At 69.0% G+C, this 12,108-nt stretch carries 10 protein-coding genes; 4 read left to right on the forward strand and 6 right to left on the reverse strand.

The window, feature by feature from the left end; translation table 11 throughout:
- The first annotated feature begins 134 nt into the window (after positions 1 to 134).
- Positions 135 to 848, forward strand: a complete 714-nt coding sequence (locus tag ABTY98_RS32525; protein ID WP_352224651.1) for an XRE family transcriptional regulator — start codon at positions 135 to 137, stop codon at positions 846 to 848.
- Between the two features lie 36 nt (positions 849 to 884).
- On the opposite strand, the gene ABTY98_RS32530 is transcribed toward ABTY98_RS32525, so the two are convergent.
- Positions 885 to 1,910 carry an ATP-dependent 6-phosphofructokinase gene (locus ABTY98_RS32530; protein WP_352224652.1) on the reverse strand — a complete coding sequence of 342 codons (1,026 nt, stop codon included), beginning with the start codon at positions 1,908 to 1,910 and terminating at the stop codon, positions 885 to 887.
- Between the two features lie 178 nt (positions 1,911 to 2,088).
- Here ABTY98_RS32530 and pta point away from each other — a divergent pair, with 178 nt between their 5' ends.
- The 3 genes from pta to pyk all read left to right on the forward strand — a co-directional run bounded on the left by pta (position 2,089) and on the right by pyk (position 6,969).
- Complete coding sequence (gene pta, locus ABTY98_RS32535) at positions 2,089 to 4,254, forward strand: phosphate acetyltransferase (RefSeq protein ID WP_352224653.1); 2,166 nt, start codon at positions 2,089 to 2,091, stop codon at positions 4,252 to 4,254.
- Complete coding sequence (locus ABTY98_RS32540) at positions 4,251 to 5,468, forward strand: acetate kinase (protein WP_352224654.1); 1,218 nt, start codon at positions 4,251 to 4,253, stop codon at positions 5,466 to 5,468. Before pta ends, ABTY98_RS32540 begins: the two co-directional genes overlap by 4 nt.
- Before the next feature lie 73 nt (positions 5,469 to 5,541).
- Positions 5,542 to 6,969, forward strand: a complete 1,428-nt coding sequence (gene pyk / locus ABTY98_RS32545; protein WP_352224655.1) for a pyruvate kinase — start codon at positions 5,542 to 5,544, stop codon at positions 6,967 to 6,969.
- 74 nt (positions 6,970 to 7,043) lie between these two features.
- Here pyk and ABTY98_RS32550 read toward each other — a convergent pair whose 3' ends face one another.
- The 5 genes from ABTY98_RS32550 to ABTY98_RS32570 all read right to left on the reverse strand — a co-directional run bounded on the left by ABTY98_RS32550 (position 7,044) and on the right by ABTY98_RS32570 (position 12,069).
- Positions 7,044 to 7,613 (reverse strand): hypothetical protein, encoded by a 570-nt coding sequence (locus ABTY98_RS32550; RefSeq protein WP_352224656.1) that lies wholly within the window; start codon positions 7,611 to 7,613, stop codon positions 7,044 to 7,046.
- Between the two features lie 107 nt (positions 7,614 to 7,720).
- Entirely contained in the window at positions 7,721 to 9,100 is a 1,380-nt protein-coding gene (locus ABTY98_RS32555) for a hypothetical protein (RefSeq protein WP_352224657.1), read from the reverse strand.
- Positions 9,090 to 9,668, reverse strand: coding sequence for a DUF6114 domain-containing protein (locus tag ABTY98_RS32560; protein ID WP_352224658.1), 579 nt, complete (start codon positions 9,666 to 9,668; stop codon positions 9,090 to 9,092). The genes ABTY98_RS32555 and ABTY98_RS32560 overlap by 11 nt, the downstream gene beginning before the upstream one ends.
- Positions 9,669 to 9,809: 141 nt before the next feature.
- Positions 9,810 to 10,457 (reverse strand): DUF6230 family protein, encoded by a 648-nt coding sequence (locus tag ABTY98_RS32565; RefSeq protein WP_352224659.1) that lies wholly within the window; start codon positions 10,455 to 10,457, stop codon positions 9,810 to 9,812.
- Positions 10,458 to 11,091: 634 nt separating this feature from the next.
- Positions 11,092 to 12,069 carry a tetratricopeptide repeat protein gene (locus ABTY98_RS32570; protein WP_352224660.1) on the reverse strand — a complete coding sequence of 326 codons (978 nt, stop codon included), beginning with the start codon at positions 12,067 to 12,069 and terminating at the stop codon, positions 11,092 to 11,094.
- Positions 12,070 to 12,108 lie beyond the last annotated feature (39 nt).

Here is a 12,108-nt window from a genome sequence, read left to right on the forward strand (position 1 = left end):
CGCCAAGGAGTGCGGCGGTGCCGTCAAGGGACGCACAGTTCGGCCGTACGGTCGAATCCGTACGTTCCCACAATCCGTGTTCCTGGCCGAACAGACCGTAGTCAGTGCCCTCGCGTGCCCTTAGTTTGTGCGCTGTGCGCCGACCCCCAGCTCTGCCGAACCAGCCAGGTCCCCCCTTCAACGCCCCCGCCGCCCGCAGACTCCGTGCCGCTCTCGGTATGGGCCCCGAGCACGTGGCCCACCATCTGCGGGCCTCGTACGGGCTGCCGTACGCCAGCCCCGATCTCATCCTCGCCTGGGAGCGCGGGGCACTGATCCCCAGCAGTCCCGAACTCACCGCGCTCTCGGGCGTGTTGTGGTGCTCCCCGGGCGAACTGATCGGCCGGCCGCGGACCCTGCGCGAGCATCGCGTCGCCCGCGGGCTGGCACCCGAGGACGTGGCGATGGCCGTGGGTCTCGAACTCCTCGTCTACCTGGCCATGGAGGAGGACGAGCAGTGGCAGGGCACGGAACGCCAGTCCGCCGCCCTCGCCGACCTGCTCAGGCTCTCCCTGCCGGACTTCATCACCGTCACCGGCCGCGAGGAGAAACTGGCCGAACTGCTGCGCAGCGCGGTCACCACCCGCTGGCAGGGCTATGTCCGCCCGGTGACCAAGGTGGTCCCCCTGGACAAACGGGTGGTCGAGAACGTCCTGCGGGGGTTGCACGAGGACTACCAGGGCCAGATGACGGCCACCCTGGCCTGGGGCAACACGACCACGACGGAGGACGCCAAGGAGCGGGGCGAGGACTTCCTGACCGGGATAGTGCCCCGGTTCTGGAACGGCGTGGAGGAGGGTGCTTCCTGACCGGTGCTTCCTGAACGCCCCGGCCGGACGCGCCCCCTAGAACACCGACTCCGCCTCGTCCATCCGGTCCTTGGGAACCGTCTTCAACTCGGTCACCGCCTCGGCCAGCGGCACCATCAGGATGTCCGTCCCCCGCAGCGCCGTCATCTTGCCGAACTCGCCCTGGTGCGCCGCCTCCACGGCGTGCCACCCGAACCGCGTCGCGAGGACACGGTCGTACGCCGTCGGCGTGCCGCCCCGCTGGATGTGCCCGAGGATGACCGGCTTGGCCTCCTTGCCGAGCCGTCGCTCCAGCTCGTACGCCAGGGCCGTACCGATGCCCTGGAAGCGCTCGTGGCCGTACTGGTCGATCGCGCCCTTGCCGTAGTCCATCGAGCCCTCTGCGGGATGCGCTCCCTCGGCCACGCACACCACGGCGAACTTCTTGCCGCGGGCGAACCGCTCCTCGACCATCTTGACCAGGTCGGCCGGGTCGAAGGGCCGCTCGGGGAGGCAGATGCCGTGCGCACCGGCCGCCATCCCGGACTCCAGGGCGATCCACCCGGCGTGCCGGCCCATGACCTCGACGACCATCACCCGCTGGTGGGACTCGGCGGTGGTCTTCAGCCGGTCCATCGCCTCCGTGGCGACGCCCACCGCCGTGTCGAAGCCGAACGTGCGGTCGGTCGAGGAGATGTCGTTGTCGATGGTCTTCGGGACGCCCACGACCGGCAGGCCGGCGTCGGACAGCAACCGCGCCGCCGTCAGCGTGCCCTCGCCGCCGATCGGGATCAGCGCGTCGATGCCGAACTCCTCGACCATGTCGGTGGCCCGCTCGCACGCTTCACGCAGCCGGTCCCGCTCCAGGCGCGACGAGCCCAGGATCGTGCCGCCGCGGGCGAGGATGCCGCTGACGGCGTCCAGGTCGAGGGAGCGGTAGTGGCCGTCGAGCAGACCCCGGAAGCCGTCCTCGAAACCGATGACCTCGTCGTCGTACTGTGCGACTGCCCGGTGTACCACCGATCGGATGACGGCGTTCAGGCCGGGGCAGTCGCCGCCTGCGGTGAGAACTCCGATGCGCATGGTGGTGTGTCTCCTGCTCGCTGTCGTTACCGGTGAGCCGATCCGATTGTTTCATGCCGGGCGGGCGGGTGGAGTCCTGACGGGCGCCTTATCCGGCGCCGGGGGTATTGTCAAGAGGGTTCTGCTCACCTCGGTGGGCGATTTTTATGACACGGCGAAGACGGAACGGAGTGCACACGTGACGCGCAGCGTGTACGTGACCGGGATCGACCGCGGCGACGGCCGCCAGGTCGTGGAGCTGGGCATGATGGAGCTCCTGACCCGGCAGGTCGACCGGGTCGGCGTCTTCCGCCCCCTCGTCCACGACGGCCCCGACCGGCTGTTCGAGCTGCTGCGTGCGCGGTACCGCCTCTCCCAGGACCCGGGGACCGTCTACGGCATGGACTACCACGAGGCGTCCGCCCTCCAGGCGGAGCAGGGCGCCGACGAACTGGTCTCCACCCTCGTCGACCGATTCCACCTGGTCGCCCGCGCCTACGACGTCGTCCTCGTCCTCGGCACCGACTTCGCCGACACCCAGTTCCCGGACGAGCTGTCCCTCAACGCCCGGCTCGCCAACGAGTTCGGCGCCTCCGTGATCCCGGTGGTCGGCGGCCGCGACCAGAGCGCCGAGTCGGTGCTCGCGGAGACCCGGAACGCGTTCCGGGCGTACGACGGTCTCGGCTGTGACGTCCTGGCGATGGTCGCCAACCGGGTCGCCCGCGAGGACCGCGACGAGATAGCCGACCGGATCACCGACCGGCTGCCGGTGCCGACGTACGTGCTGCCGGACGAGCCCGCGCTGTCCGCGCCGACGGTCGCCCAGATCACCCACGCGCTCGGCGCCAAGGTGCTGCTCGGCGACGACTCGGGCCTCGCCCGGGACGCGCTGGACTTCGTCTTCGGCGGTGCGATGCTGCCGAACTTCCTGAACGCCCTGACTCCCGGCTGCCTGGTGGTGACCCCCGGCGACCGCGCCGACCTGGTCGTCGGCTCGCTGGCCGCGCACAGCGCCGGCACCCCGCCGATAGCCGGCGTGCTGCTCACCCTCAACGAGCGGCCGACCGACGAGATCCTCACTCTCGCCGCCCGGCTCGCCCCGGGCACCCCGGTCCTCTCGGTGCCGGGCAACAGCTTCCCGACCGCCGCCCAGCTGTTCTCCCTGGAGGGCAAGCTGAACGCGGCCACCCCGCGCAAGGCGGAGACCGCGCTCGGTCTGTTCGAGCGGCACGTCGACACCGCCGGCCTCAACAAGCGGGTCTCGGCGCCGAGCAGCGGCCGGCTCACCCCGATGATGTTCGAGCACAAGCTGCTCGAGCAGGCGCGTACGGACAAACGGCGGGTCGTCCTGCCGGAGGGCACCGAGACGCGGGTGCTGCACGCGGCCGAGGTGCTGCTGCGCCGGGGCGTCTGCGATCTGACCCTGCTCGGTCCGGTCGACCAGATCCGCAAGAAGGCCGCCGACCTCGGTATCGACCTCGGCGACGCCCAGCTGATCGACCCGGTCACCTCCGAACTGCGCGACACCTTCGCCGAGCAGTACGCCCTGCTGCGTGCCCACAAGGGCGTGACGGTGGAGCTGGCGTACGACGTGGTCACCGACGTCAACTACTTCGGCACCCTGATGGTCCAGGAGGGGCTGGCGGACGGCATGGTCTCCGGGTCCGTGCACTCCACGGCGGCGACCATCCGGCCGGCCTTCGAGATCATAAGAACAAGGGGGGCCGCGCAAAGCGCGTCGGATAGGGCGGTGGCGGGCGACGGGAGGGCGAAGCCGGAGTCCTCCATCGTCTCGTCCGTGTTCTTCATGTGCCTCGCCGACAAGGTGCTGGTCTACGGCGACTGCGCGGTCAACCCGGACCCCAACGCCGAGCAGCTCGCCGACATCGCCATCCAGTCGGCCGCGACCGCCGCCCAGTTCGGGGTGGACCCGCGGATCGCGATGCTGTCGTACTCCACGGGTACGTCGGGTTCGGGGGCGGACGTCGACAAGGTGCGGGAGGCGACGGAGCTGGCGCGCTCGCGCAGGCCCGACCTGAAGATCGAGGGGCCGATCCAGTACGACGCGGCCGTGGAGCCGAGCGTCGCGGCGACCAAGCTGCCGGGCTCCGAGGTCGCCGGACAGGCCAGCGTGCTGATCTTCCCGGACCTCAACACCGGCAACAACACCTACAAGGCCGTGCAGCGTTCGGCGGGCGCGATCGCCGTCGGACCGGTGCTCCAGGGGCTGCGCAAGCCCGTCAACGACCTGTCCAGGGGCGCCCTCGTCCAGGACATCGTCACGACCGTCGCCATCACGGCGATCCAGGCCCAGACCCTCGATTCCTCCTACGATTCCTCCAACGAGAAGGCGTCCGCCCAGTGAGTCCCACCCGTGTCCTCGTCCTCAACTCCGGCTCCTCGTCGGTGAAGTACCAGCTGCTGGACATGCGGGACAGCAGTCGGCTGGCGGTGGGTCTCGTCGAGCGGATCGGCGAGCAGACCTCGCGGCTCAGCCACAGCTGCCTCGCCACCGGCGACACCCGCGAGCACACCGGGCCGATCTCCGATCACGAGGCCGCCCTGAAGGCCGTGGCGGAAGAGCTGTCCGGGGACGGGCTGGGGCTCGACTCTCCGGAGCTGGCGGCGATCGGGCACCGGGTGGTGCACGGCGGGATGTTCTTCACCGAGCCGACCGTGATCGACGACGAGGTGCTCACCGAGATCGAGCGGCTGATCCCGGTCGCCCCGCTGCACAACCCGGCCAACCTGACCGGCATCCGTACCGCGCAGGCGCTGCGCCCGGATCTGCCGCAGGTCGCCGTCTTCGACACGGCGTTCCACACGGCCATGCCGGAGTCGGCGGCCCGCTACGCGATCGACCCGAAGATCGCCGACCGGCACCGCATCCGCCGCTACGGCTTCCACGGCACCTCGCACGCCTATGTCTCCCGGGCGACCGCGCGGCTGCTGGGAAAGACACCTGAAGAGGTGAACGTCATCGTGCTGCATCTCGGCAACGGGGCGTCCGCCTCGGCGGTCGAGGGCGGCCGGTGCGTGGACACCTCCATGGGTCTGACGCCTTTGGAGGGGCTGGTGATGGGTACGCGTTCCGGTGATCTGGATCCCGCCGTCATTTTCCATTTGGCGCGTGTTGGCGGAATGTCCATGGATGAGATCGACACTCTTCTCAACAAGAGGAGCGGTCTGTTCGGACTGTGCGGTGACAACGACATGCGGGAGATCCGGCGGCGGATCGACGAGGGCGACGAACAGGCGAAGCTCGCCTTCGACATCTACATTCACCGTCTGAAGAAGTACATCGGCGCCTACTACGCGGTGCTCGGCCGGGTGGACGCCGTGGCGTTCACGGCGGGGGTCGGCGAGAACGCGGCGCCCGTGCGGGAGGCGGCCGTTGCCGGGCTCGAGGGGCTGGGACTGGCCGTCGAGCCGGGGCTGAACGCCGTACGGGCGGCCGAGCCGCGGCTGATATCGCCGGCGGATGCGCGCGTCGCCGTCGCCGTGGTGCCGACGGATGAGGAACTGGAGATCGCCACCCAGACGTACGCGCTGGTCGGCTCCGCCAGAAATAACAGCTGAGCATATCGGCGCCCATTTGTATCTTCCGCCAGACGGAATATTCCGTAGCGAAACAAACCGATAGGATCGCCCCATGCGCCGTTCGAAAATCGTCTGTACTCTCGGCCCCGCGGTCGACACCCACGAGATGCTCGTCGCCATGATCGAGGCCGGCATGAACGTGGCCCGGTTCAATTTCAGCCACGGCTCGCACGCCGAGCACCAGGGGCGGTACGACCGGGTCCGGGCCGCCGCCAAGGAGACCGGCCGGGCCATCGGCGTCCTCGCCGACCTGCAGGGCCCGAAGATCCGTCTGGAGACCTTCGCCGAGGGCCCGGTGGAGCTGGAGCGCGGTGACGAGTTCATCATCACGACCGAGGACGTCCCGGGCGACAAGCACATCTGCGGTACCACCTACAAGGGCCTGCCGGGCGATGTCTCGCGCGGTGACCAGATCCTCATCAACGACGGCAACGTCGAGCTGAAGGTCCTCGACGTCGAGGGCTCGCGGGTGAAGACGATCGTCATCGAGGGCGGTGTCGTCTCCGACCACAAGGGCATCAACCTGCCCGGCACGGCCGTCAACGTGCCCGCGCTGAGCGAGAAGGACATCGAGGACCTGCGGTTCGCGCTGCGCATGGGCTGCGACCTGGTCGCCCTGTCCTTCGTCCGGGACGCCAAGGACGTCAACGACGTCCACCGGATCATGGACGAGGAGGGCCGCCGGGTCCCCGTCATCGCCAAGGTGGAGAAGCCGCAGGCGGTGCAGAACATGGAGGACGTCGTGATGGCGTTCGACGGTGTGATGGTCGCCCGCGGTGACCTCGCCGTCGAGTACCCGCTGGAGCGGGTCCCCATGGTGCAGAAGCGCCTGATCGAGCTGTGCCGGCGCAACGCCAAGCCGGTGATCGTGGCGACCCAGATGATGGAGTCGATGATCACCAACTCCCGTCCGACCCGCGCCGAGGCCTCCGACGTGGCCAACGCGATCCTGGACGGCGCGGACGCGGTCATGCTGTCGGCGGAGTCCTCCGTCGGCGCCTACCCGGTGGAGACCGTCAAGACGATGTCGAAGATCGTCGTCGCGGCGGAGGAGGAGCTGCTGAGCAAGGGCCTGCAGCCCCTCGTCCCCGGCAAGAAGCCGCGCACGCAGGGCGGTTCGGTGGCCCGTGCGGCCTGCGAGATCGCCGACTTCCTCGGCGGCCGGGGCCTGGTCGCCTTCACCCAGTCCGGCGACACCGCCCGCCGGCTGTCCCGCTACCGCGCCCAGCAGCCGATCGTCGCCTTCACCACCGACGAGAACACCCGCAACCAGCTCACCCTCAGCTGGGGCGTGGAGTCGCACGTGGTGCCGTTCGTGAACAGCACGGACGAGATGGTCGACATGGTCGACCAGGAACTCGCCAAGATCAACCGCTTCAACCCGGGCGACACGGTCATCATCACGGCCGGCTCGCCCCCCGGCGTCTCCGGCACCACCAACATGCTCCGCGTCCACCACATCGGCGGCATCAACAAGTGACGGCCCTCTGAAGGGCCTTGTACAGCACTGAGGGCGCCCCCTGTGACAGGGGGCGCCCTCGCTGTGTCGGAGGACTACGGCAGGTCCGGGGCCACCTGCTCCCAGGACTGGAACTCCTGCCACCGTGGGTGGTCGGCCAGGAGCGGAGCCAAGGGGCGCACGGGGTTGAGCAGCCGACGGATCTTCCGGAGTTTGCGTACCTGGGGCAGGAACTCCGGTTTCTGCGAATGCTCCATCTCAAATGACCGCGCGGCCAGCGCTCCAGCCTCCTCTGGATTCATCGGCATGGCGTCCAGGGCCCGCACGAGGACGAACTCCGGATCGAACAAGGGGTCATCCCCGCGGGAGCCCAGTCTCTGCAGCAGCCAGGACCTGAGCCACAAGTCCCGAAAGAACCATTCGTCCTCGGCCGAGTCGGTGGACCGCTCGGCGGCAGCCAGCAGCGTGGACCACGCCGTGGCAATCGCGCGCCACTGTTCGTCGGTCACCCCGGCCGGATCCGCCTGAAGGCGGGCGACGAACTGCTGCGCCGCCGCGATCCACTGGCTGACGTCCCCGCCTGCCCAGTCCGCGTCCACCGTCGTCCAGCGGCGCACATGCCCGTCCAGGTCCAGCCGGTCGAGGCCGTCGAAGAGCCCGGTCATCCGGACATCGCCTCCGTTGGTCAGCACTGTGGCCCGGTCCCCCGCACGAGGCGGACGACCGGGCCACAGCTCTGTGCACGGCTCCCGAAAGGGTCTGTGGGTGGCGCTCAGCCGGTGCCGTCGGTGGTGTAGAGGTGCATCCCGGGTACGTGCAGGGTGCCGCCGAACTGGGCCGCCTGGACGACCTTCACGTTGGTGAAGTAGATCAGCGGGATGTTCAGCGGCGGCGGGCTGTCCGGGGTGAACGTGATCGGGATCAGTCCGAACAGGTTCCCCGAGATGGACTCCGTGTACATCGTGGTGTCGCCGCCGCGGATCGTGGACGTCGAACCGGACGCGGCCTGCACGTGGTAGGTCTTGCCGATGGTCGTGTCCTTGACCGTCTGGTGCAGGTCGCCGATGTCGGTGCCGCCGGAGATGACGTACTTCAGCACCTTCTTCGTCTTGCCGCTTGCCGTCTTCACCTCCACGACACCCTGGTAGTCAGCACTCTTCAGCAGCAGCGAGCTGGCGCTCAGGTACCAGGGGTCGTCCGCCACCGCCACCTTGTTGTCGACACCGCTCACGTCGTCGGTGGCGACCTTGCAGTCGTCGGCCGACGTGCTGGAGCTCGCGGACGGGCTCGGCGAGGCGGTGGAGGTGGCGTCGTCGGCCGCCTTGGTGGCGTCCTTGGTGACCTCGTCCGCCGCCTTGGTCGCCGTGCCGGTGGTGTCCTTCACGGTGTCCGTGACCTTCTTGACGGTCTTGGACACGGCGTCGGAGCCGCTGTCCTTGCCCGACGAGGAGGACGACGAAGACGAGGACGACGAGTCGGCGGACGCCGGGGCCGACGGCGTGGGGGTGGCGCTCGCGGTGGAGTCCGACGAGGACGAACTCGTGGTGCTGCCGCCGCCGAGGATGCCGGTGATCGCGTCCCCGATCGAGCCCAGCAGGCCACCGCCGCTGCTGCTTGCGGAGGCGGACGGCGAAGGGGTGGCCGTGCCGTCGGAGCCGGACGAACCCGAGGAGGAGCTCGAATCATCCGACGACGAGGACGACTTGGACGCGGACGGCGTCGGCGTGGCCGCGTCGTCGGAACCTGAATCCGACGAGGAGGACTTGCCCGAGGCCTTGCCCGAGCCAGACGACGACGTCGAGTCCTTGGCGTCGGCCGACGCCGTGGGGGACGGCGTCGCCGAGCCCGTGGAGTCGTCGCTCGCGCTCGCGGAGGGCGAGGCGGACTCCAGGGCGGAGACGCAGTTCTTGTACTCGTCGGCCTTCTGGCTGTTCGACGTCGACGACGTGTTGTTCGTGTCGGCGATCGCGAGCGTCGACGTGAACCCCATGCCCATGATCACGGCCGTCGGCATCGCCACGGAGGCTATCGCCTTGCCGGCCGGCATGTGGAACCTGGTGAACAGCGGCTTCTTGGGTGCCGCGTGGCGCGGCCCGGTTCTCACACGGGACTCGTCCACATCAGTCCCGTGGGTCACCTCGTCAGCCGGCACTGTGCCTCCCGTTCGCCCCGTCCAGCGGGCTCGTTCCTGACAGGTCATTCGCCTCGCCCACGCCGTTCGCGCCCGTGAAGTAGGTGGCCCCGTCGGGGGTGGCGTCGCCGGCCGGGGGGACGTCGCCCTCCGGCTGCGGCGCACCCGGCGCCCCGGTCACCTCCGGCTTCGGCGGGGCAGCCGGCGCCCAGGCCACGGCCATCGCGCCGCCGATGAGGGCGAACAGGAAGCCCATGACAAAGCCGCCGAAGTTGGACACGGGGAGGGACACCAGCGCCAGCAGGATCGCGGCGACTCCCGCGAACGTGCGGATGTGCTTCTGGAACCAGACGCTGACGCCCAGGACGACGAGCAGCACGCCGATGATCAGGGAACCGGCACCCGCGGTGGTCGCCATGGCGACCGTGAGGTTGCCGATCTGGAGATGCGCGTACGGGAAGTACATGATCGGGAAACCGGCGATCAGGATGTACAGACCGGCCCAGAACGGCCGCGTGCCCCGCCAGGAGCGGAACTGCAGCCTCCGGCGGCTGAACTGGCCGGGTGCGGCAGGAGTCTCGGCGCTCATGGAAAACAGCTCCCTGGTGCGGCGTTGCTGTGGTGGTGGTGCTGTGTGATGCGGTGGTGATGCCTTGTACCGCTTGTGAAGACCGTGGGAAGAAGGTGGAGGGCGGGGGTGCCGTCGGCTCCCCCGCCCGTCACGGGGTGCTTAGTAGCACTCCGCACCCTTCGTCGAGATCGACATGTGCAGATTGCTCAGCTTGAAGGTTCCGGCAGTGGTGGCCCACGCCGTCTGCTTCACACCGGACAGCGAGGCGTGGTCCGCCTCCTGCGCGAACCCGTTCGGGTTCGTCTGGCCGGCCTTCGCCTCGTCCGACTTGATGCCGGGACCCTTGGTCGAGCTGCCGGCCGCGACACCGATGTTGATGTTGGTGAACGTCGCGTCGGCGCTCAGGTCGTCGAGGTCGATGTACAGCTTGCTGGCCTCGACCGGCTTGCCGCTGTCGGTGCCCGCATGAAGGATCAGGCTGACGTTCCCGAAGATCGGGACGTTCGGCGTGACCACGGACTGGCACAGGTTGGTGATGGTCGCGGTGTTGAACGCCGAGACCGCCACCGGGTGGATCGTCTTGTCACCGGCGAGGGTGACACCCGAGTCGACGGCACCGTACTGGACGAAGCCGTTACCTTCGAGCTGGTCGGCCGTGACCTTGAACTGCTGGCCCGACACACTGAACGACGCGGCGAGAGCGCCCTGCGCGAGGGCGACACCTATACACGCCGTGGCGGCCACGCTGGGCACCATGACCACAGCGAACCGCTTCCATCTGGTCCCGCCACGCACCTGGGACTCCATATTTCCTCCTTCTCGGACGTACATCTCCTGGCCCGGAATCGCCCCCAACGGCGGCTCGGCCGGGCAGGGATGGGAGAAGTGCTACGTCCTCGGAAGGGGAGCGCCCGCACTCGGAGGCACGAACGGCACCTCGATCACCGGCGATCACCCCCGAGCGACAACCACTGGTCGCGCCTGACACGCATCACGCACAACCTTGCTGGACAGGCTTCACCTCACGGCGAAGACCCCCCTGCCCAAGAGCCGGCGTCACTGCCGCCGACTCTGCTCGGTGGGGACCCACATGAACCCGCGGCCCGACCGGCTGTCGGGGGTACGGGAATGGACCGAGCGTCGCCGATCGTGGTGCATTCTCGCCGCCCGCACAAGGGGCTTCGTTACTGGGTAGTAACGGCCGGATAACCGAAGGAAGACCCGCTGGTCTCGGAGAGCGACACTGGGTGGCATCCAGGGGCAGAACAAAGCCGTTGAACTCTGGACGGAACCAGACAGATCAACGGCCCTGATTTACTGCGAGTAACAGCGACCGCTATTACCAAGATTTGGCAAAGAGCGGCCGCTGTGACCCGTCGTCGGCGAACCTTTCACTTCGGCATCACACGACGTGACGTTTAGCGACTGGTCAGCACCGTGTTCAGAACAGCGCCCGCGCCAGCGCCCGGCGTGCGCCCACGACCCGGGGATCGTCGGTGCCGACGACCTCGAAAAGCTCAAGGAGCCGTCGGCGTAGGGCGTCCCGGTCGTCCCCGGCCGTACGCTGCACGGCCTCGATCAACCGCCCGAAGGCGTCCTCGACATGGCCGCCCACCAGATCCAGGTCGGCGGCGGCGATCTGCGCGTCGGCGTCGGTCGGCTTCTCGGCCGCCTCCTTGCGCACCCGCTGCGGGTCCATCCCCTGCACACGCTTGAGCAACTCGGCCTGCGCGAGCCCCAGTTTGGCCTCGCTGTTGGCCGGGTCGTCGCTCAGTACGTTCCGGTACGCCTGGATCGCCCCGCCCAGGTCGCCCGCGTCCAGCGCCTGGACGGCGGCTTCGAGGAGCGCGTCGTACGGACCGGCGGGCATCGCGGTGTCGGCCGCCGGGGCGGCGCCCGGCTGCGCGTCGGGATCGACGGTCAGCCCGGTCAGCCCGAAGCGCTCCTCGGCGACCTGGATCAACTGGTCGAGGGTGCCCCGGATCTGGTCCTCACCGGCGGCGCCCTGGAAGAGCGGCAGCGCCTGCCCGGCGACCACCGCGAACACCGCCGGGATCCCCTGGATCCCGAACTGCTGCATCAGCATCTGGTTGGCGTCGACGTCGATCTTGGCGAGCAGGAAGCGGCCGTTGTACTCGACGGCGAGGCGCTCCAGGACCGGGCTCAGCTGCTTGCAGGGCTGACACCACTCGGCCCAGAAGTCGATGACGACAGGGACTTCGGCGGACCGCTGCAGGACATCGCGCTCGAAGCCTGCTTCGTCGACGTCGATGACCAGATCGGCCGGGGCGACGGCGCCGGTACCACCCTGCCGGGCCGCTTCGGCGCGCGTCTGCTCGGCCTTGGCCTTGGCCTCCTGGGCCGCCTTCACCGCGGCGAGGTCGACGACGCCGCTCATGGACATGTTCCGTGGCTGCATGCGTCTATCCTCCCCCGTTCTCGCGCGTGTGTGAAAAGC

This window comes from Streptomyces sp. NPDC096040 (assembly GCF_040303265.1).
Lineage (GTDB): Bacteria > Actinomycetota > Actinomycetes > Streptomycetales > Streptomycetaceae > Streptomyces.

Coding starts and splice junctions, on each gene's coding strand:
- ABTY98_RS32530 (WP_352224652.1), bottom strand. CDS start 1,910: ATGCGCATCGGAGTTCTCACCGCAGGCGGCGACTGCCCCGGCCTGAAC.
- pyk (WP_352224655.1), top strand. CDS start 5,542: ATGCGCCGTTCGAAAATCGTCTGTACTCTCGGCCCCGCGGTCGACACC.
- ABTY98_RS32550 (WP_352224656.1), bottom strand. CDS start 7,613: ATGACCGGGCTCTTCGACGGCCTCGACCGGCTGGACCTGGACGGGCAT.
- ABTY98_RS32560 (WP_352224658.1), bottom strand. CDS start 9,668: ATGAGCGCCGAGACTCCTGCCGCACCCGGCCAGTTCAGCCGCCGGAGG.
- ABTY98_RS32565 (WP_352224659.1), bottom strand. CDS start 10,457: ATGGAGTCCCAGGTGCGTGGCGGGACCAGATGGAAGCGGTTCGCTGTG.
- ABTY98_RS32570 (WP_352224660.1), bottom strand. CDS start 12,069: ATGCAGCCACGGAACATGTCCATGAGCGGCGTCGTCGACCTCGCCGCG.